Source organism: Micromonospora haikouensis (assembly GCF_000876225.1).
Classification (GTDB): Bacteria; Actinomycetota; Actinomycetes; order Mycobacteriales; family Micromonosporaceae; genus Micromonospora; species Micromonospora haikouensis.
Genome location: NZ_JXSX01000002.1, coordinates 879,053 through 897,993 on the forward strand (window position 1 = coordinate 879,053; position 18,941 = coordinate 897,993).

Consider the following 18,941-nt stretch of genomic DNA (forward strand, 5'->3'; position numbering starts at 1 on the left):
CGTGTCTTTCTCGCGAAATTCGTACCCCTTTGGGGAAAAGCGGCGGGGTTCGCCGCCGTCCGGGTCATTCTGAACGGGTCCGCACCTGACCGGCTCCTGCGGGGAGAGCTGATGATCCGGGCCCGTCGTCTCCACAAGCTCATGACCATCGTGCTCGCCGGCGTGCTCGCCGGGCTGGCGCTCGCCGTGGCGGCGCTGCCGGCCGCCCTGGTCTTCGGGATCGGCGTCCGGGGGATCACCGAGCCGTGGTCGGAGCTGCCGGCGTCGCTGCTCACGCCGCCCACGGCGCAACGGTCCACCCTCTACGCCAACGACGGCCGCACCCTGATCACGTCCTTCTACACCGAGGACCGGGTCGACGTGCCGCTGGCCCAGGTGGCAGCGACCATGCGCCAGGCCGTCGTCGCCGCCGAGGACGTCCGCTTCTACGAGCACAAGGGCGTGGACCCGCGCGGCGTCATCCGGGCGTTCACCGCCAACCGGCGCGACGGCGCGCCCCGGCAGGGCGCGTCGACCCTGACCATGCAGTACGTGCGCAACGTGCTCGCCGGCGACCCCAACCTCACCGAGGAGCAGCGGGCCAAGGCCACCGAGGTCACCCTCACCCGCAAGATCAAGGAAATGCGGTACGCCCTGGCGGTCGAGCGCGAGCTGAGCAAGGACCAGATCCTCGCCGGCTACCTCAACATCGCCTACTTCGGTGCCGGCGCGTACGGGGTGGGCGCCGCCAGCAAGCGCTACTTCTCGAAGTCGCCGGCGAAGCTCACCCTGGCCGAGTCGGCCCTGCTGGCCGGGCTGGTCCGCTCGCCGGACACCGACGACCCGATCAACGGCGACGCCGACGCGGCGCTGGCCCGCCGGGCGTACGTGCTGGACCGGATGGTCGAGACCGGCCAGGTCACGCCCGAGGCGGCCGAGGCGGCGAAGGCCGAGCCGCTCACGCTGAAGCCCAGCGCCACGCCGAACGACTGCACGGCGGTCCCGCAGGACCACAACGACTGGGGCTTCTTCTGCGACTGGTTCACCCGCTGGTGGAGCGAGCAGCCGGCGTTCGGCGCCACCGCAGACGAGCGGCAGCGCACCCTGCGCCGGGGCGGTTTCCGGATCGTCACCTCGCTCGACCCGGCCGTGCAGCGGACCGCCACCGAGCAGGTGCTCGACGTCTACGACGTCGACGACCCCCGTGCCGCGCCGACCGCCGTGGTGCAGCCCGGCACGGGCCGCGTGCTCGCCCTCGCGGTGAACCGCAACTACAGCGTCGAGGAGAACCCGCAGGGGTGGCGCAACCGGCCGAACACCGTCAACCAGCTCGTCGCCGGGGGCGGGGCCATCACCGGGTACCAGGCCGGGTCGACGTTCAAGATCTTCGCGGTGCTCGCCGCGCTGGAGGCGGGCCTGCCCCTGGACACCCTCTTCGACGCCCCGCCCCGCATCGTCACCCGCTTCCCCGTGACCGGCGGCCCCGCCGACTGCCGGGGCCGCTGGTGCCCGGTCAACGCCGACCCGGTCGGGATGGACGGCTACCGGACCATGTGGGACGCGTTCGGCCGGTCGGTGAACACCTACTTCGCCTGGCTGACCGAGCGGGTCGGCGCGGACCGGGTGGTGGAGATGGCCGAGCGGCTCGGCATCCGGCTGCGCGCCGAGTCCGACGCCAAGATGGCCCGCTACGGCGCGCGGGACTGGGGCCCGTTCACGCTGGGCGTCGCCGCCACCACCCCGCTCGACCTCGCCGGGGCGTACGCGGCGGTGGCCGCCGAGGGAATCTGGTGCGCGCCCACGCCGGTGGTGCGGATCCTCGATGCCGCCGGGCGGGAGGTCGCCGCCGGGCGCCCGGACTGCCGGCAGGTGCTCGACACGGACGTGGCCCGGGGCGCGGCCGACGCGGCCCGGTGCCCGGTCGGCGACCAGTCGATGTACGGCGGCTGCGCCGGCGGCACCGCCCAGGACCTGCGCGGTCGGCTGGGTCGACCGGTGGCCGGCAAGACCGGCAGCTCGGAGGGGAACGGCACGGAGACCGTCGTCGCGTTCACCCCGCAGCTCGCCGTCGCCTCGATCGCAGCCAACCCGGACGATCCCCGCGACGCGGTGGGCCGGGAGGTCCAGGCCCGACTGGTCGACCTGGTGGGCCGCACCCTCTACGACACCCTCCAGGGCCAGCCGGTGCGCGACTTCGTCCCGCCGAGCGAGTCGGTGGCCCGGCACGCCACGGCCCCCCGCGCCGGCAACTGACCCGGTCACCCGTCGCCGCCCGCCGTCCGCCCCGCCCGCCCGCGCGGCACCGGAACTCGCCAGGACTTGGACGCTTACTGTCCACAGTGAACGGTAACTGTCCAAGATCCTGGCCCGGTCTCACCGGCCGGTCAGTCCGATGGTGGCGGCGAGGCGGGTGACGTCAGCGGGGGTGGGGCCGGTGCGGAGGACGACGGCCAGCGCGGCCCGTGCGGCGGGGCGGGTGCGGGTCTCGGCGGGGGCGATCTGGTCTGCGGTGATCAGGGCTCGGCGCCTTCCTTGATCCTGTGCCTGAGTTCGGCGGCGAAGCTCTCGGCGGTGTGCTTCTTTGGGCCGCTCGCGTCGTTCATCCGATTCTCCAACTGTCGCCTGACAGCAGGCTACTTCCAGGACGCTTGCCCTATCCGGCCAACCCGGCCCCCATGATTGTCCCGAATCTTATCGATTGTCTTCGGACAAAGCGAATGTGCAACCGAAAGTGATTGCCTCAAGGCTTTGCGTTGGCGATGCCTGCCTGGCTCATGAACTGCGGAAATGGGAGATCTTGGAAACAAGGGCCCCTCAAGGGGCCGAAATCTTCCAAGATCTGCCCGACCTCTGCGCCCGGCTCCCGGGCGCGGCGACGCGACGACGCGCGGGGGCGATGTCGTATTCGACTCAGCTGCGTAGGGCGCGCGAGGGGGCGGTGGCTGCCGACGGGAGGGCTTCCGCGCCGCGGGCGATGTTCCTCGCCATGCCGCCGAAGACGATCGCGTGGAAGGGCAACACCGCGCCCCAGTACGCGTGCCCGGGCAGGCCCCTCGGCAGGAAGACCGCGCGCTGGACGTACCGGCTGGTGCCGTCGCCGGTCGGCTCGGCGCGCATCTCCAGCCAGGCCCGGCCGGGCAGCCGCATCTCGGCGCGCAGCCGCAGCAGTTCGCCCGGGACGATCTCCTCGACCCGCCAGAAGTCCAGCGCCTCGCCGACGCGCAGCCGGTGCGGGTCGCGCCGGCCCCGGCGCAGCCCCACCCCGCCGGCCAGCCGGTCCAGCCAGCCGCGCACCGCCCAGGCCAGCGGGAACGAGTACCAGCCGTTCTCGCCGCCGACGCCCTCGATCACCCGCCACAGCGCGTCGGCCGGGGCGCGCACGGCCCGCTCCCGCACGTCCGTGTAGGCGGTGCCGCCGGACCACTTCGGGTCGCTGGGCAGCGGCTCGGCCGGGGCGTCCGGCCCGCTCGCGGTGGACCAGCGGGTCTCCACCTGCGCGTCGCGGACCCGCGCGAGCGCCAGCTCGACCGCCCGGTCGAAGCCGGTCAGCCCGCCGGGCGGGTCCGGCACGTACGCCGCGATGTCGTGCTCACCGGCGACCGCCTCGTGGACCAGGCTCTCCACCAGCGGCCGGGCGATCGCGTTGGGCACCGGGGTGATCAGGCCGACCCAGTGCGACGACAGCGACGGGGTCAGCGGCCGGACCGGCAGGATGAGCCGCCGGCGCAGCCCGGCCACCCGGGCGTAGCGCTGCATCATGTCGCCGAAGGTGAGCACGTCGGGGCCGCCGATGTCGAACGCCCGGTTGACCTGCGGCGGCAGCGCGGCGCAGCCGACCAGGTAGTGCAGCACGTCCCGCACGGCGATCGGCTGGATCCGGTTGCGCACCCAGCGCGGGGTGACCATGGCGGGCAGCCGCTCGGTGAGGTGGCGCAGCATCTCGAACGACGCCGAGCCGGACCCGATGATGATCGCCGCGCGGAGCACCGCCGTGGGCACCCCGCTGTCGAGCAGGATCCGGCCGACCTCGGCCCGGGACCGCAGGTGCGCCGACGGGAGGCCGTCGTCGGCCTTCGGCTCGGGGCCGCCGAGGTAGACGATCCGGCGTACGCCCGCGGCGCGCGCCGCGTCGGCGAAGGCGACCGCCGCCTCCCGGTCGGCGGCCTCGAAGCCGGCCTGCCCGAGCGAGTGCACCAGGTAGTAGGCGACGTCCACGTCCGCGAACGCGGCCGGCAGGGTCTCCGGCTTGCGCAGGTCGCCCTCGGCGATCTCGGCCCGCGCCGCCCACGGCACGTCGCGCAGCCGGCCGGCGTGCCGGGCCAGGCAGCGCACCTGGTGCCCCTCGGCGAGCAGCAGGGGCGCGAGCCGTCCGCCGATGTATCCGGTCGCGCCGGTGACGAGGCATCTCACGGCCTCCAGTGTGCGGCTCCGTAGACTCGTTCGCTGTGGAGAACGCGAGGAGCACCTTCTGGGGGCCGGACTTCGAGCAGCTCAGCGCCACCGATCCGGAGATCGCCGGGGTGGTGCTCGGCGAGCTGGACCGGCTGCGCGGCGGCCTGCAACTGATCGCCAGCGAGAACCTGACCTCCCCGGCGGTGCTGGCGGCGCTCGGCTCGACGCTGACCAACAAGTACGCCGAGGGGTATCCGGGCCGGCGCTACTACGGCGGCTGCGCCGAGGTGGACCGGGCCGAGGAGATCGGCGTCGCCCGGGCGAAGGAGCTGTTCGACGCCGAGCACGCCAACCTCCAGCCGCACTCGGGGGCGAGCGCCAACCTGGCCGCGTACGCCGCGCTGGTGCAGCCGGGGGACACGGTGCTGGCGATGGACCTGCCGCACGGCGGTCACCTGACCCACGGCAGCCGGGTGAACTTCTCCGGCAAGTGGTTCCACACGGTCGGCTACCGCGTGCGCAAGGACACCGAGCTGATCGACTACGACGAGGTGCGGGACCTCGCCCGCGCCCACCGGCCCAAGATGATCATCTGCGGGGCGACGGCGTACCCCCGTCTGATCGACTTCGCCCGGTTCCGGGAGATCGCCGACGAGGTGGGCGCGTACCTGATGGTGGACGCCGCGCACTTCATCGGCCTGGTCGCCGGCCGGGCCGTGCCCTCGCCGGTGCCCCACGCCGACGTCGTCTGCGCCACCACCCACAAGGTGCTGCGCGGCCCGCGCGGCGGCATGATCCTGTGCCGGGAGTCGCTGGCCCAGCGCATCGACAAGGCCGTCTTCCCGTTCACCCAGGGCGGGCCGCTGATGCACGCCGTCGCGGCCAAGGCGGTGGCCCTGCGCGAGGCCGCCCAGCCCGAGTTCCGGGCGTACGCCGCGCAGGTGGTCGCCAACGCCCGCGCGCTCGCCGCCGGGCTCGCGGCCGAGGGGATGCGGCCGGTCTCCGGCGGCACCGACACCCACCTCGCGCTGCTCGACCTGCGCGCCGCCGGGGTGAGCGGGGCCGAGGCCGAGGCGCGCTGCGACGCCGCCGCCATCACCCTGAACAAGAACGCCATCCCGTACGACCCGCAGCCGCCGATGGTCGCGTCGGGCATCCGGGTGGGCACGCCCAGCGTCACCACGCAGGGCATGGGCGAGGAGGAGATGCGCCGGGTCGCGGCGCTGATCGCCCGCGCGGTGCGCACCGATCCGGGCGAGCCCGGGGGCGCCGACGCCCTCACCCGCGTCGCCGCCGACGTGGCCGAGCTGGTCGCCGCCTTCCCGGCGTACCCCCGTGGCTGAGCCCGGGGTGGCCGCGGAGCCGGCGGCGGACGACCGGAGCTGGCGGCTGCGCCACCTGCCGGTGCTGGTGGCCGTCTCCGCCGTGGTGGCGGCGCTGGGCGCGGCGGCCGGCGGGGTCCTCGGCGGGGCCGACGCGGCGCTCGGCGTGGCGGCCGGTGTCGCCGTCACCGTAGCCAGCTACGTCCTCACCACCGTGGTCCTGGCCTGGGCGGACGCGCGCAACCCGCAGCTCGTGCTGCCGTTCGGGGTGGGTCTGTACGTCGCGAAGTTCACCCTCCTGGGTGGCGTGATGGTGGCGGTCGCCTCGACGGGCTGGGCGGGGGTCGTCCCGCTCTGCCTCGGCATCGCCGTCGGCGTGGTCGTCTGGACCGGCGCGCACATCTGGTGGCTCAGTACGGTGCACGCGCGCCGGACCAGGGGCTGAAGCTCCAGCGTCCCACGTTTCGGTACGACGCGCGATTGTGTCCGACACCGGTCATTCATTCGGTGGCGCAAGGGGAGTAGCGTGCCCACAGACGACGCGCCCGCCCGACGCCCACACAACCACGGTTGTGCGGGGGGTGAGGCACAGCCTCGTTTCTCCGACTGATATCGTTCGCCCCGTCATGGCTGGTGACCAAACCCCCCGACCCAGCGGCGGCCCGGACGACAATCCGACCGGTGCCGGCCAGGGTTGGACCGCGCTCTCGTACCTCATCGGGGGCATGCTCGTCTGGGGTTTCATCGGCTGGCTGGTCGACCAGTGGCTCGACACCGGCGGCATCGCCACCGGGATCGGCGTCGTGCTCGGCATGGCCGGGGGGATCATCCTGGTCGTCCGCCGACTCGGCACGCCTACTTAGGAAGGGACGCGGTGTTCGGACAGGCGAACGTCCTGGCAGCGGGCCAGGCGGCATTCCCACCCAGCGTGGAGGACTTCTACCTGCCCAGCATCCTGCCCTGGGGTGCGCACGACTCCTACTGGTTCACCAAGATCACGGCCATGGTCTGGATCGCCGTCGGCGTCCTGATCATCTTCTTCCTGGCGACCTACCGGAAGCCGCAGCTCGTGCCGACGAAGAAGCAGTGGCTCGCCGAGTCCATCTACGGCTTCGTGCGCAACAACATCGCCGTCGAGATGATCGGGCACGCGGGGGTGCGGTTCGCGCCGTACTTCACGACGCTGTTCTGCTTCATCCTGCTGACGAACTTCTTCGCGATCGTGCCGCTGTTCCAGATCTCGCCGAACTCGCACATCGCCTTCCCGGCCTTCCTCGCCGTGATCAGCTACGTGATGTTCATCTGGGTGGGCATCCGGCACCACGGTTTCGGCAAGTTCTTCAAGAACTCCCTGATCCCGCCGGCGCCGTGGTACATCCTGCCGCTGCTGATCCCGATCGAGTTCTTCTCGACCTTCCTGGTCCGGCCGTTCTCGCTGGCCGTCCGTCTCTTCGCGAACATGTTCGCCGGCCACATGCTCCTGCTGGTCTTCACGCTCGGCGGGTTCGCGATGCTCAGCGCCAACGCCTGGCTGGCCCCGGTCTCGGTGCTGTCCTGGGTGATGACCATCGCGCTCACCTTCCTCGAGTTCCTGGTCATCTGCCTGCAGGCATACGTCTTCACGGTGCTCACCGCCAGCTACGTCCAGGGCGCGCTCGCCGACGAGCACTGATCCACCTCGCACCACCCGTTGTCGTCCCGCGTGAGAGTCACGCGTGATAACCAGGAGGAACCCACTAATGGACATCTACGCCGCGGTAGAGGGCAGCACCGCCGCCATCGGCTACGGTCTCGCGGCCATCGGCCCGGGCATCGGTGTCGGCCTGGTCTTCGCCGCCTACATCCAGTCGACGGCCCGCCAGCCGGAGTCGTCCCGGATGACCCTGCCGTACGTCTGGATCGGCTTCGCCGTCATCGAGGCGCTCGCGCTGCTCGGCATCGCGTTCGGCTTCATCTGGCAGGGCCAGCTCTAATCCCGCCCCCCTTCGACCGGGAGGTCTCCCATGTACCTGCTCGCCGCAGAGGGTGGTGAGTCGACCCACAACCCGATCATCCCGATCTGGCAGGAGATCGTGGTCGGTGGCATCGCCTTCATCCTGCTCTGCATCGTGCTGATGAAGTTCGTCTTCCCGCGCATGGAGCAGACGTTCCAGGCCCGGGTCGACGCGATCGAGGGTGGCATCAAGCGCGCCGAGGCCGCCCAGGCCGAGGCCAACCAGCTCCTTGAGCAGTACCGCGCGCAGCTCGCCGAGGCGCGCACCGACGCCGCGAAGATCCGGGACGACGCCCGGGCCGACGCGGAGGGCATCCGGCAGGACATCCTCGCCAAGGCGCGGGAGGAGTCCGACCGCATCATCGCGGCCGGCAAGGAGCAGCTCGCCGCCGAGCGGGCCACCATCGTGCGCGAGCTGCGTACCGAGGTCGGCACGATCGCGGTCGACCTGGCCAGCAAGATCGTCGGTGAGTCGCTGGCCGACGAGGCCCGCCGCAAGGGCACCGTCGACCGCTTCCTGAGCGACCTCGAGAGCGCGGGGGCCCGCTGATGCAGGCCGCCAGCCGGGAGTCGTACCAGGCCGCGACCGAGCGCCTGGCGGCGTACGCGCGGGGTGCGGAGCCGTCGGCGGTGGCCGCCACCGCCGACGACCTGCTCGCCGTCGCCGGCCTGCTGCGGCGCGAGCCGCGGCTGCGCCGGGCGCTGTCCGACCCGGCCCGTCCGGGCGCGGACCGCGCCGGGCTGCTCGGGGACATGCTCCGGGGCAAGGTCGGCGCGGACGCGCTCGACCTGCTCACCGGGCTGGTCTCCGGCCGGTGGTCGGCGCCGTCGGAGCTGCTCGACGGCACCGAGCGCCTCGGCGTGGAGGCGCTGTTGGCCAGCGCCGACGCCGCCGGTGACCTGGGCGAGGTCGAGGACGAGCTGTTCCGCTTCGGTCAGGTGGTCGCCGGCCAGCCCGCGCTGTCGGCGGCGCTGTCCGACCCGGTCGGCCCGGCCGAGCGGCGGGCCGAGCTGGCCCGCGAGCTGCTCGCCGGTAAGGCCCGCCCGGTCACCGTCCGCCTCGTCGAGGTGGCGCTGAACGGGTTCGGCGGGCGCTCCTTCACCGGCTCGCTGACCCGGCTGGTCGAGCTGACCGCCGACCGGCGGGACCGGCAGGTCGCGTACGTGACCGTGGCGGCTCCGTTGAGCGACGAGGACGAGCGCCGGCTCGGTGCCCGCCTCTCCGCGATGTACGGTCGGGAGGTCTCCGTCAAGCAGACGGTGGACCCCTCGGTCCTCGGCGGCGTCAGCGTCCGGGTCGGGTCCGACCTGTACGACGGCACCGTCCTGCGCCGCCTCAACGAGACCCGCAACGCGCTCGTGCAGCGCTGACCGGCATCCCGCTGGCGCACCGCGAAAACGCCTGGATTGACAGACGCCATTCGGACCGGTCGGTACTAGGTATCCCGGGCCCCTGATACTTAAGGAAGCAGAGGATGGCCGAGCTGACCATCTCGACGGAGGAGATCCGCGGCGCCCTGGAGCGCTACGTCTCCTCCTACTCGCCCGACGTCTCCCGCGAGGAGGTCGGCACCGTCGCCGACACCGGCGACGGCATCGCCCACGTCGAGGGCCTGCCCTCGACCATGACCAACGAGCTCCTGGAGTTCGAGGACGGCACGCTCGGCCTGGCGCTGAACCTCGACGTCCGGGAGATCGGCGTCGTCGTTCTCGGTGACTCCGCCAAGCTCGAAGAGGGCCAGCGCGTCAAGCGCACCGGCCGGGTGCTCTCGGTGCCGGTCGGCGACGCCTTCCTCGGCCGCGTGGTCAACCCGCTCGGCCAGCCGATCGACGGCCTCGGCGACATCGCCAACGAGGGCTTCCGCGAGCTGGAGCTCCAGGCCCCGAACGTGATGTCCCGGCAGTCCGTCGACGAGCCGCTGCAGACCGGCATCAAGGCGATCGACGCCATGACCCCGGTCGGCCGGGGCCAGCGGCAGCTGATCATCGGTGACCGCAAGACCGGCAAGACCACGGTCGCCCTGGACACCATCCTCAACCAGCGGGACAACTGGCGCTCCGGCGACCCGAAGAAGCAGGTCCGCTGCATCTACGTCGCCATCGGCCAGAAGGCCTCCACGATCGCCTCGATCAAGGGCATCCTGGAGGAGGCGGGCGCGATGGAGTACACCACCATCGTGGCCTCCCCGGCGTCCGACCCGGCCGGCTTCAAGTACCTGGCGCCCTACACCGGCTCCTCCATCGGCCAGCACTGGATGTACGGCGGCAAGCACGTCCTGATCGTCTTCGACGACCTGAGCAAGCAGGCCGAGGCGTACCGGGCCGTGTCGCTGCTGCTGCGCCGCCCGCCGGGCCGTGAGGCGTACCCGGGCGACGTCTTCTACCTGCACTCCCGGCTGCTGGAGCGCTGCGCGAAGCTCTCCGACGAGCTGGGCGGCGGCTCGATGACCGGCCTGCCGATCATCGAGACGAAGGCCAACGACATCTCGGCCTTCATCCCGACCAACGTCATCTCCATCACCGACGGCCAGATCTTCCTGGAGACGGACCTGTTCAACCAGGGCGTCCGGCCGGCCATCAACGTCGGCACCTCGGTCTCCCGGGTCGGCGGCGCCGCCCAGGTGAAGCCGATGAAGAAGGTCTCCGGCTCGCTGCGGCTCAACCTCGCCCAGTTCCGCGAGCTGGAGGCGTTCGCCGCCTTCGCCTCCGACCTGGACAAGGCCTCCCGCGCCCAGCTGGAGCGCGGCTCCCGCCTGGTCGAGCTGCTCAAGCAGCCGAACTACTCGCCGTACCCGGTGCAGGAGCAGGTCGTCTCCGTCTGGGCCGGCACCGAGGGCAAGCTCGACGACATCCCCGTCGGCGAGATCCGCCGGTTCGAGGCGGAGTTCCTCCAGTACCTGCGGCACAAGCACGAGGGCACCCTCGCGGCGATCGCCGACAACAAGTGGGACGACGAGGTGATCTCCTCCCTCGACCAGGCCATCGCGAGCTTCAAGCAGACGTTCCTCGGCAAGGAGGACGAGCCCCGGATCAACGAGGCCCCCGCCGCGCCGCTGGAGGGCGACGAGAACCGCGAGACGGTGACCCGCTACCGCGACAACGCCGAGAAGCAGTAGGGCTGACTCATGGCGGCCCAGGTACGCGTTCTTCGTCAACGGATCCGCTCGGCGAAGGGGATGAAGAAGATCACCAAGGCGATGGAGCTCGTGGCGACGAGCCGGATCGCCAAGGCCCAGGCCCGGGTGCAGGCGTCCCTGCCGTACGCCCAGGCCATCACCGGCGTGCTCACGGCGCTGGCGTCCAACGCCCGGATCGACCACCCGCTGCTCACCCCGCGCGAGCAGGTGCGGCGGGCGGGTGTCCTGCTGGTAACCGCCGACCGGGGCCTGGCCGGCGGTTACAGCTCCAACGCGATCAAGACCGCGCAGTCGCTGATCGCCCGGCTGCGCGCCGAGGGCAAGGAGCCCGTGCTCTACGTCATCGGCCGCAAGGGCGTCGGGTTCTACCGGTTCCGGGACTGGCCGATCGAGGCGAACTGGACGGGCTTCTCGGAGCAGCCGACGTTCGCCGACGCCCGCGAGGTCGGTGAGACGCTGATCAAGGCGTTCACCGCCGGCGCGGACGACACCGACGGCTCCGCCGGGGCGGACGGGGTGCTCGGGATCGACGAGTTGCACATCGTCTACACCGAGTTCCACTCCCTGATGACCCAGACCCCGGTCGCCAAGGTCATCGGCCCGATGCAGGTCGAGGACCGGCCCAAGTCCGAGGGCCTGCTCCCGGCGTACGAGTTCGAGCCGGAGGCGGAGGCGCTGCTCGACGCGCTCCTGCCGAAGTACATCAACACGCGGATCTACGCGGCGTTGCTGGAGTCGGCGGCGAGCGAGTCGGCGTCGCGTCGGCGGGCGATGAAGAGCGCCACCGACAACGCCGAAGAGATGATCGAGAAGTACACGCGTGAGATGAACTCGGCCCGCCAGGCCGGGATCACCCAGGAGATCAGCGAGATCGTCGGCGGCGCGAACGCGCTCGCCGCGTCGGGAAGTGAAGTGTGATGACTGCCCCAGTACAGACCAAGACGGCCACCGGTCGCGTGGTCCGGGTCATCGGCCCGGTCGTCGACGCCGAGTTCCCGCGCGACGCCATGCCGGCCCTGTTCAACGCCCTGAACGTGGACGTGAGCCTCTCCGGTGGCGAGAAGACGCTGACCCTGGAGGTCGCCCAGCACCTGGGCGACAACCTGATCCGCGCCATCTCGATGCAGCCGACCGACGGCCTGGTGCGCGGCGCCGAGGTGCGCGACACCGGCTCGCCGATCACCGTGCCGGTGGGCGACACCGTCAAGGGCCACGTCTTCAACGCCATCGGCGAGTGCCTCAACCTCACCGAGGGCGAGACGCTGAGCCCCGACGACCACTGGGGCATCCACCGCAAGGCCCCGGCCTTCGCGGACCTGGAGCCGAAGACCGAGATGCTGGAGACCGGCATCAAGGTCATCGACCTGCTCGCCCCGTACGTCAAGGGCGGCAAGATCGGCCTGTTCGGCGGCGCGGGCGTGGGCAAGACGGTGCTCATCCAGGAGATGATCACCCGGGTGGCCCGGAACTTCGGTGGTACGTCGGTGTTCGCCGGCGTGGGTGAGCGCACCCGTGAGGGCAACGACCTCATCGCCGAGATGACCGAGTCCGGCGTCATCGACAAGACCGCGCTGGTCTACGGCCAGATGGACGAGCCGCCGGGCACCCGGCTGCGCGTCGCCCTGTCCGCGCTGACCATGGCGGAGTACTTCCGCGACGTGAAGAAGCAGGAGGTGCTGCTCTTCATCGACAACATCTTCCGCTTCACCCAGGCCGGTTCCGAGGTGTCCACCCTGCTCGGCCGGATGCCGAGCGCCGTGGGTTACCAGCCGACCCTGGCCGACGAGATGGGCGAGCTCCAGGAGCGGATCACCTCCGTCCGGGGCCAGGCCATCACCTCGCTCCAGGCGATCTACGTGCCGGCGGACGACTACACCGACCCCGCCCCGGCCACCACGTTCGCCCACCTCGACGCGACCACCAACCTGGAGCGGTCGATCTCCGACAAGGGCATCTACCCGGCCGTGGACCCGCTGGCGTCCTCGTCCCGGATCCTCGCCCCGGAGTTCGTCGGCGAGGAGCACTTCGCGGTGGCCACCGAGGTCAAGCGGATCCTGCAGAAGTACAAGGACCTGCAGGACATCATCGCCATCCTCGGCATCGAGGAGCTCTCCGAGGAAGACAAGATCACCGTGCAGCGCGCGCGGCGCATCGAGCGCTTCCTGTCGCAGAACACCTACGCCGCCGAGCAGTTCACCGGCGTGCCGGGCTCGACGGTCCCGATCGCCGAGACCATCGAGGCGTTCAAGAAGATCAGCGAGGGTGAGTACGACCACTTCCCCGAGCAGGCCTTCTTCATGTGCGGTGGCCTGGAGGACCTGGAGCGCAAGGCCGCGGAGCTGATGAAGAGCTAGACGCACGTCACACTGTCGAGGGCCGTCCCGGAAACATCCGGGGCGGCCCTTGTTCATCTACAGGCCCTATGATCTCCGCTGTCCGGTTGCTGATCGGCGGCTCCGTCGAACGCGAGGTACCGTCGACTCACGCCGTCCCCCGGACGAGTGAACATCGTTGCAACTTTTCGGCTGCGTACGCCCGTCTCCAAGTCGTGGGCGTGACGAACGGAGATGCTCGTGGGTAAGGCCGGCAAGGGCGGCAGGAAGAAACCGTCGGCGTGGTCGAGGGTGCCCCGCTGGGCCCGGGTGTGCACGGTCTTCGGATCCGTGCTCATGCTGCTCAGCGGCGCGGTGCTGGTCGGCTACGAGGCGCTGATGGCCCGCTACGAGGGCGCGGTGGGCAAGGGCGACCTGTTCGGCGACCAGGCCGCCGGCGCCCAGGAGCGCAAGAGCGACATCAAGGGCCCGCTCAACATCCTGCTGGTCGGCATCGACCCGCGCGACGTGAAGACCCCGCCGCTGGCCGACTCGATCATGGTGCTGCACATCCCGGCCGAGCTGGACCGGGCGTACCTCTTCTCCCTGCCCCGGGATCTGCGGGTCGAGATCCCGAGGTTCAGCAAGGCGGACTTCAACGGCGGCACCGACAAGCTCAACGCCGCCATGTCGTACGGCAGCCGGGTGCCGGGGCAGAACCCCGACGCGGCCCGGGGCTTCGAGCTGCTGGCCAAGACCGTGCAGCAGGTCACCGGGATCGACCGCTTCGACGCGGGCGCGATCATCAACTTCACCGGCTTCCAGAAGATCGTCGACGCGATGGGCGGCGTCGACATGTACATCGAGCGCGAGGTGCGCTCCGAGCACCGCGAGCCGAGCGGGGTGCACCGCAAGGGCAACCCGTACGGCGAGGGCTACATCGGCCCCCAGGCGGTCTACAAGAAGGGCAACCAGCACCTCAGCGGCTGGCAGGCGCTGGACTACGTCCGGCAGCGGTACCCGAAGAACGGCGTCCCGGACGCCGACTACGGCCGGCAGCGGCACCAGCAGCAGTTCATCAAGGCGATGGTCGACCAGGCGTTCAGCGCCGACGTGGTGACCAACCCGATCAAGCTGGACAAGGTGATCCGGGCCGCCGGGCAGTCGCTGATCTTCAACGGCCGGGGCAACAGCGTGGTCGACTTCGCGATCGCCCTCAAGGGGATCCGCTCGAACAACGTCGAGCTGATCAAGTTGCCGGGGGAGAACATCGGCACCGGGTCGGCGTACCGGGGGGAGCGGCTGCGGCCCGAGGCCGAGGACTTCTTCACCGCCCTGAAGAAGGAACAGCTCGACGCCTTCCTGCTGGAGCATCCGGACTTCCGGAACAAGACGAAGTAGCGTTTCCCCGGCGGGTGGCGCAGCTTACGCCACCCGCGTTGGGGGCCCGCGACGGGCGCGACTAGACTTTCGGCAATCCGCCGCCGCAGCAAGGAGACAGCGTGGCACAGCAGCTTCACGTCGAGCTCGTAGCCGTCGAGGAGAAGGTCTGGTCCGGCGAGGCCGAGATGGTCGTCGCCCGCACGACCGAGGGTGAGCTGGGTGTGCTGCCGGGGCACGCGCCCCTGCTGGGGCAGCTCGCCGAGCCCGGCCAGGTCCGCATCAAGCTGCCCGGCGGCGAGCAGGTCTCGTACGAGGTGGCCGGTGGCTTCCTCTCGGTGAGCCGCGAGGGTGTCACCGTACTGGCCGAGAGCGCCACCCCGGTCACCGCCGCGCAGAGCCGCTGAGCCGCCCCGCCGATGGAGATCGTGGAAGGGATCGGAATCGGCGTCGCCGCGGTGCTCGTGGCCCTGTTCGTCCTCTTCCTCCGGCGCGCGCTGGTCACCCGCAGCGGCGGGATCATCCGGCTCAGCGTCCGGGTGACCACCGTGCTCGACGGGCGGGGCTGGTCGCCCGGTTTCGGCCGGTTCGCCGGTGACGAACTCCGGTGGTACCGGATGTTCAGCTTCGCCCTGCGCCCCAAGCGGGTGCTCTCCCGCAAGACTCTGGTCGTGGAACGCCGCCGGCTGCCCGAGGGGCAGGAACGCCTCTCCATGCCCGCCGACTGGGTGATCCTGCGCTGTGCCAGTCGCCACGTGCCGGTGGAGATCGCCATGGCCCGCTCCACCGTCACGGGCTTCCTGTCCTGGCTAGAGGCCGCCCCGCCCGGGGCGGCCTCGCCGCGTCTGGCCCCCCAGGACTGGCCCGCCGCCTGACGCGTCCCGCTCTCCGGGGTCTCCGGGGAGCCCACCCGCTCCGGACGGTCAGCTCCTCGCTGAGGCCACCAGTTCGACCTCGTACCCCTGGGTGTTGGTGAGGTAGGCCGCGTAGGTGTCCGCGCCGCCGGCGTGGGGATGGCGGTCCGCGAAGAGCAGGGACCAGCCGTGGGCCGGTGCTGCCGCGACCAGCCGATCCACGTCGGCCGGCTGGCCCGCGTGGAATGCCAGGTGGTTCAGGCCGGGGGCGAGCCGGTCGTGGTTTCGTCCGGTCATTGCCGGGGACTCCTCCACCACGAGGTACGTCGGGCCGAGCCGCCAGGACCGGCCGGCGGACCAGTCCTGGAACGGCTGCCAGCCCAGCTCGTTGAGCAGCCAGCCCCAGCAACGGACGGCCTCGGCGAGCTCCGGCACCCAGACCTCGACGTGGTGCAGGGTGCCGACGGGGACGCTCAGCGCTGGCCGCCCGGGACCCATAGCACGTCGCCCGCCGGATTCGCCGTTCTTGACAGGATGAAGAGCAGATCGGAGAGCCGGTTGAGATACTTTGCCGGGAGGGTGCTGGTCCGGTCGGGGTCGTGCGCGACCAGCGTCCACGCCGCCCGCTCGGCCCGCCGGGCGATCGTCCGTGCCACGTGCAGCAGCGCCGCTCCCGCGGTGCCGCCGGGGAGGATGAAGGAGTCGAGCTTGCCCAGGCGTGCGTTGAACTCGTCGCACCATCCTTCGAGGCGCTCCACGTACTCCTCGGTGACCCGCAGCGGCGGATACTTCGGGTCCGGCTCCACCGGCGTGGACAGGTCGGCGCCCACGTCGAACATGTCGTTCTGGATCGACCCGAGCACCGCCCGCAGCTCGTCGTCGAGCTGGCCGAGGGCGAGCGCGACGCCGATCGCGGCGTTGCACTCGTCCACGTCCGCGTACGCGGCGATCCGCGGATCGGTCTTCGGCACCTGCTCGTTGTTGCTCAGCCTGGTCATGCCGGCGTCGCCGGCCTTGGTGTAGATGCGCGTGAGGTGGACGGCCATGACGCACAGCCTACGGATACCGGACCTGACGATCCCCGCCCGACCGGCCCCGGCGCGCCCCGCCGGGCTCGGCCCCGGTGACGCCGGCGACCCGGCGGTCAACGACGTCGACGTCATCCGCGTCGCCGGCGACGCCCGCCTCGCCGGAACGGTGCACGTGGTCGGGGCGAAGAACTCGGCCCTCAAGCTGATGGCCGCCGCGCTGCTCGCCCCCGGCCGCAGCGTGATCACCAACGTCCCGCGCATCACCGACATCGCCATCATGGGCGAGGTGCTGCGCCGGCTGGGCTGCGGCGTCCGCTTCGACGCCGACGAACCGGTCGACCCGATGGTGGCCCGGGGCGGCGTGGCGCGGTCCCGGTCGGTCACCATCGACGTGCCCGAGCGGCCCGGCGCGGAGGCCGACTACGACCTGGTCCGCCGGCTGCGCGCGTCCATCTGCGTGCTGGGCCCGCTGCTGGCCCGCCGGGGGTACGTCCGGGTGGCCCACCCTGGCGGGGACGCCATCGGCTCCCGGGGGCTGGACATGCACATCGCCGGGTTGACCCGGATGGGCGCGGACATCTCCGGCGAGCACGGCTTCGTCATCGCCGCCGCCCCGGACGGCCTGCACGGTGCGGACATCGTCCTCGACTTCCCCAGCGTCGGTGCCACCGAGAACCTGGTGATGGCCGCCGTGCTGGCCCAGGGCACGACGGTGATCGACAACGCGGCCCGGGAGCCGGAGATCGTCGACATCTGCTCGATGTTGATCCGGATGGGCGCGCGCATCGAGGGGGAGGGCACCTCCACCCTGCACATCGACGGGGTGCCCGAGCTGCGGCCGGTGCGGCATGCCACGGTGGGGGACCGGATCGTCGCCGGGACCTGGGCGTTCGCCGCCGCGATGACCCGGGGGGACGTCACCGTCACCGGCATCGACCCGGGCTTCCTGGAGGTCGCGCTGGACAAGCTGGTCTGCGCGGGCGGCCTGGTGGAGACCCGGGGCGACGCCTTCCGGGTGCGGATGGCCGACCGGCCCACGTCCGTCGACGTGGTCACCCTGCCCTACCCGGGCTTCGCCACGGACCTGCTGCCGATGGCGATCGGCCTCGCGGCGGTGAGCGACGGCGCGTCCCTGATCACCGAGAACATCTTCGACGGCCGGTTCATGTTCGCCAACGAGATGATGCGGCTCGGCGCGGACATCAAGACCGACGGGCACCACGCCGTCGTGCGGGGCCGGGACCGGCTCTCCGGCGCACCCGTGCGGGCCACGGACATCCGGGCCGGCGCGGGGCTGATCATCGCCGGGCTCTGCGCGGACGGGGTCACCGAGGTCTCCCACGTGCACCACGTCGACCGCGGCTACCCGGACTTCGTCGCCGACCTGCGGGCGCTCGGCGTGGAGGTCGAGCGGGGCAGCGTACCGGAGGAACCGGCCCTGGAGATCTGAGCGCGCGGGCGGGCCCGGCGCGCACCGCGCGGCCTGTGCCCCGGCGGATCGGGTGGCCCTCGTCCCAGCCTGTGCACCGCGCAGCCCTGGGCTTAGTCTTCGTTCAGTCTCGCCGCTAGGGTGCTGACAGACACTCAATCAGGCGAGGGAGAAGCAGATGGCGGGTCGACTCGCGGTCGTCGGGGCCGGGCTGATGGGCTCGGGCATCGCCCAGGTGGCGGCGCAGGCGGGATGGCAGGTGACGCTGCGGGACCTGGACGACGCGGCCACCGGGCGCGGACTGGCCGGCATCCGGAAGTCGCTGGAGAAGTTCGCCGAGAAGGGCAAGATCGAGCCGGGCGAGGTGGACGCCGCGCTGGGCCGGATCACCCCGACGACGGACCTGGAGGCGGTGGCCGACGCGGACATCGTCGTCGAGGCGGTCTTCGAGCGGCTGGAGATCAAGCAGGAGGTCTTCCGGGCCCTGGACAAGCTCTGCAGGGCCGACGCGGTGCTCGCCACCAACACCTCGGCCATCCCGGTCACCCAGATCGCCGCCGTCACCGAGCGCCCCGAGTCGGTCGTCGGCACGCACTTCTTCTCGCCGGTGCCGATGATGAAGCTGTGCGAGCTGGTCCGGGGCTACAAGACCAGCGACGAGACCCTGGCCACCGCGAGGGCGTTCGCCGAGGAGATCGGCAAGACCGTCGTCGTGGTGAACCGGGACATCGCCGGCTTCGTCACCACCCGGCTGATCGCCGCGCTGGTCGTCGAGGCCGTCAAGCTGGTCGAGTCCGGCGTGGTGTCGGCCGAGGACCTGGACACCGCCTGCAAGCTCGGCTTCGGCCACGCGATGGGGCCGCTGGCGACCACCGACCTGACCGGCGTCGACGTGCTCATGCACGCCTCGAAGAACATCTACACCGACACGGCCGACGAGAAGTTCTTCCCGCCGGAGCTGCTGCAGCGGATGGTCACCGCCGGCGACCTGGGCCGCAAGACGGGCAAGGGCTTCTACACGTACTGACGGGTTGGGCGTGGCCCGCAGGTGCGCTCGCCTGCGGGCCGGCCCCCTGGGGTGGGTCGGCGTCAGGGGCCGGCGAGGGCGGCGC

Annotated in this window: 19 protein-coding genes; 16 read left to right on the forward strand and 3 right to left on the reverse strand. The window is 71.4% G+C overall.

The window, feature by feature from the left end; genetic code table 11:
- Positions 1–111 precede the first annotated feature (111 nt).
- The gene (locus TK50_RS20595) at positions 112–2,232 is read left to right on the forward strand and encodes a transglycosylase domain-containing protein (protein ID WP_043966040.1); all 2,121 of its coding nucleotides are present in this window, start codon (positions 112–114) and stop codon (positions 2,230–2,232) included.
- 657 nt (positions 2,233–2,889) lie between these two features.
- Here the strand turns inward: TK50_RS20595 and TK50_RS20600 are convergent.
- Positions 2,890–4,389: an SDR family oxidoreductase gene (locus tag TK50_RS20600; RefSeq protein WP_043966042.1), complete on the reverse strand. Its 1,500-nt coding sequence runs from the start codon at positions 4,387–4,389 to the stop codon at positions 2,890–2,892.
- A gap of 35 nt (positions 4,390–4,424) precedes the next feature.
- Here TK50_RS20600 and TK50_RS20605 point away from each other — a divergent pair, with 35 nt between their 5' ends.
- The 13 genes from TK50_RS20605 (at position 4,425) to TK50_RS20665 (ending at position 15,390) form a co-directional block, all read left to right on the forward strand.
- Positions 4,425–5,714: a serine hydroxymethyltransferase gene (locus TK50_RS20605; protein ID WP_199486105.1), complete on the forward strand. Its 1,290-nt coding sequence runs from the start codon at positions 4,425–4,427 to the stop codon at positions 5,712–5,714.
- The gene (locus tag TK50_RS20610; protein WP_043966046.1) at positions 5,707–6,138 is read left to right on the forward strand and encodes a hypothetical protein; all 432 of its coding nucleotides are present in this window, start codon (positions 5,707–5,709) and stop codon (positions 6,136–6,138) included. The genes TK50_RS20605 and TK50_RS20610 overlap by 8 nt, the downstream gene beginning before the upstream one ends.
- Positions 6,139–6,319: 181 nt before the next feature.
- The gene (locus tag TK50_RS20615) at positions 6,320–6,556 is read left to right on the forward strand and encodes an AtpZ/AtpI family protein (protein ID WP_043966604.1); all 237 of its coding nucleotides are present in this window, start codon (positions 6,320–6,322) and stop codon (positions 6,554–6,556) included.
- Between the two features lie 11 nt (positions 6,557–6,567).
- Positions 6,568–7,365 carry a F0F1 ATP synthase subunit A gene (gene atpB, locus TK50_RS20620; RefSeq protein WP_043966048.1) on the forward strand — a complete coding sequence of 266 codons (798 nt, stop codon included), beginning with the start codon at positions 6,568–6,570 and terminating at the stop codon, positions 7,363–7,365.
- Between the two features lie 67 nt (positions 7,366–7,432).
- Complete coding sequence (locus TK50_RS20625; protein WP_043966050.1) at positions 7,433–7,666, forward strand: ATP synthase F0 subunit C; 234 nt, start codon at positions 7,433–7,435, stop codon at positions 7,664–7,666.
- A 30-nt stretch (positions 7,667–7,696) separates the two neighbouring features.
- Positions 7,697–8,236, forward strand: coding sequence for a F0F1 ATP synthase subunit B (locus tag TK50_RS20630; RefSeq protein ID WP_043966052.1), 540 nt, complete (start codon positions 7,697–7,699; stop codon positions 8,234–8,236).
- On the forward strand, positions 8,236–9,057 hold the full coding sequence (locus TK50_RS20635) for a F0F1 ATP synthase subunit delta (protein WP_043966053.1): 822 nt from the start codon (positions 8,236–8,238) through the stop codon (positions 9,055–9,057). The genes TK50_RS20630 and TK50_RS20635 overlap by 1 nt, the downstream gene beginning before the upstream one ends.
- Before the next feature lie 104 nt (positions 9,058–9,161).
- Positions 9,162–10,802: a F0F1 ATP synthase subunit alpha gene (gene atpA, locus TK50_RS20640; protein WP_043966054.1), complete on the forward strand. Its 1,641-nt coding sequence runs from the start codon at positions 9,162–9,164 to the stop codon at positions 10,800–10,802.
- A gap of 9 nt (positions 10,803–10,811) precedes the next feature.
- Entirely contained in the window at positions 10,812–11,741 is a 930-nt protein-coding gene (locus TK50_RS20645) for a F0F1 ATP synthase subunit gamma (RefSeq protein ID WP_043966055.1), read from the forward strand.
- Positions 11,741–13,177, forward strand: a complete 1,437-nt coding sequence (gene atpD / locus TK50_RS20650) for a F0F1 ATP synthase subunit beta (RefSeq protein ID WP_043966057.1) — start codon at positions 11,741–11,743, stop codon at positions 13,175–13,177. Before TK50_RS20645 ends, atpD begins: the two co-directional genes overlap by 1 nt.
- A gap of 213 nt (positions 13,178–13,390) precedes the next feature.
- The gene (locus TK50_RS20655; RefSeq protein WP_043966058.1) at positions 13,391–14,536 is read left to right on the forward strand and encodes an LCP family protein; all 1,146 of its coding nucleotides are present in this window, start codon (positions 13,391–13,393) and stop codon (positions 14,534–14,536) included.
- 101 nt (positions 14,537–14,637) lie between these two features.
- Positions 14,638–14,922, forward strand: a complete 285-nt coding sequence (locus tag TK50_RS20660; RefSeq protein WP_043966060.1) for a F0F1 ATP synthase subunit epsilon — start codon at positions 14,638–14,640, stop codon at positions 14,920–14,922.
- A gap of 12 nt (positions 14,923–14,934) precedes the next feature.
- Positions 14,935–15,390 (forward strand): DUF2550 domain-containing protein, encoded by a 456-nt coding sequence (locus TK50_RS20665; protein ID WP_043966062.1) that lies wholly within the window; start codon positions 14,935–14,937, stop codon positions 15,388–15,390.
- A 48-nt stretch (positions 15,391–15,438) separates the two neighbouring features.
- Here TK50_RS20665 and TK50_RS20670 read toward each other — a convergent pair whose 3' ends face one another.
- Together TK50_RS20670 and TK50_RS20675 are read right to left on the reverse strand one after the other, a co-directional pair.
- Positions 15,439–15,867: a VOC family protein gene (locus TK50_RS20670; RefSeq protein WP_043966064.1), complete on the reverse strand. Its 429-nt coding sequence runs from the start codon at positions 15,865–15,867 to the stop codon at positions 15,439–15,441.
- A complete protein-coding gene (locus TK50_RS20675; RefSeq protein ID WP_043966066.1) occupies positions 15,843–16,415 on the reverse strand; it encodes a cob(I)yrinic acid a,c-diamide adenosyltransferase in 573 nt (190 codons plus the stop codon). Before TK50_RS20675 ends, TK50_RS20670 begins: the two co-directional genes overlap by 25 nt.
- On the opposite strand from TK50_RS20675, the gene murA reads away from it, so the two are divergent.
- Together murA and TK50_RS20685 are read left to right on the forward strand one after the other, a co-directional pair.
- Positions 16,414–17,850, forward strand: coding sequence for a UDP-N-acetylglucosamine 1-carboxyvinyltransferase (murA, locus tag TK50_RS20680; protein ID WP_043966067.1), 1,437 nt, complete (start codon positions 16,414–16,416; stop codon positions 17,848–17,850). The two genes, TK50_RS20675 and murA, sit on opposite strands and share 2 nt — an antisense overlap.
- Positions 17,851–18,007: 157 nt before the next feature.
- Positions 18,008–18,856 (forward strand): 3-hydroxyacyl-CoA dehydrogenase family protein, encoded by an 849-nt coding sequence (locus tag TK50_RS20685; RefSeq protein WP_043966069.1) that lies wholly within the window; start codon positions 18,008–18,010, stop codon positions 18,854–18,856.
- The last annotated feature ends 85 nt before the right edge of the window (positions 18,857–18,941 follow it).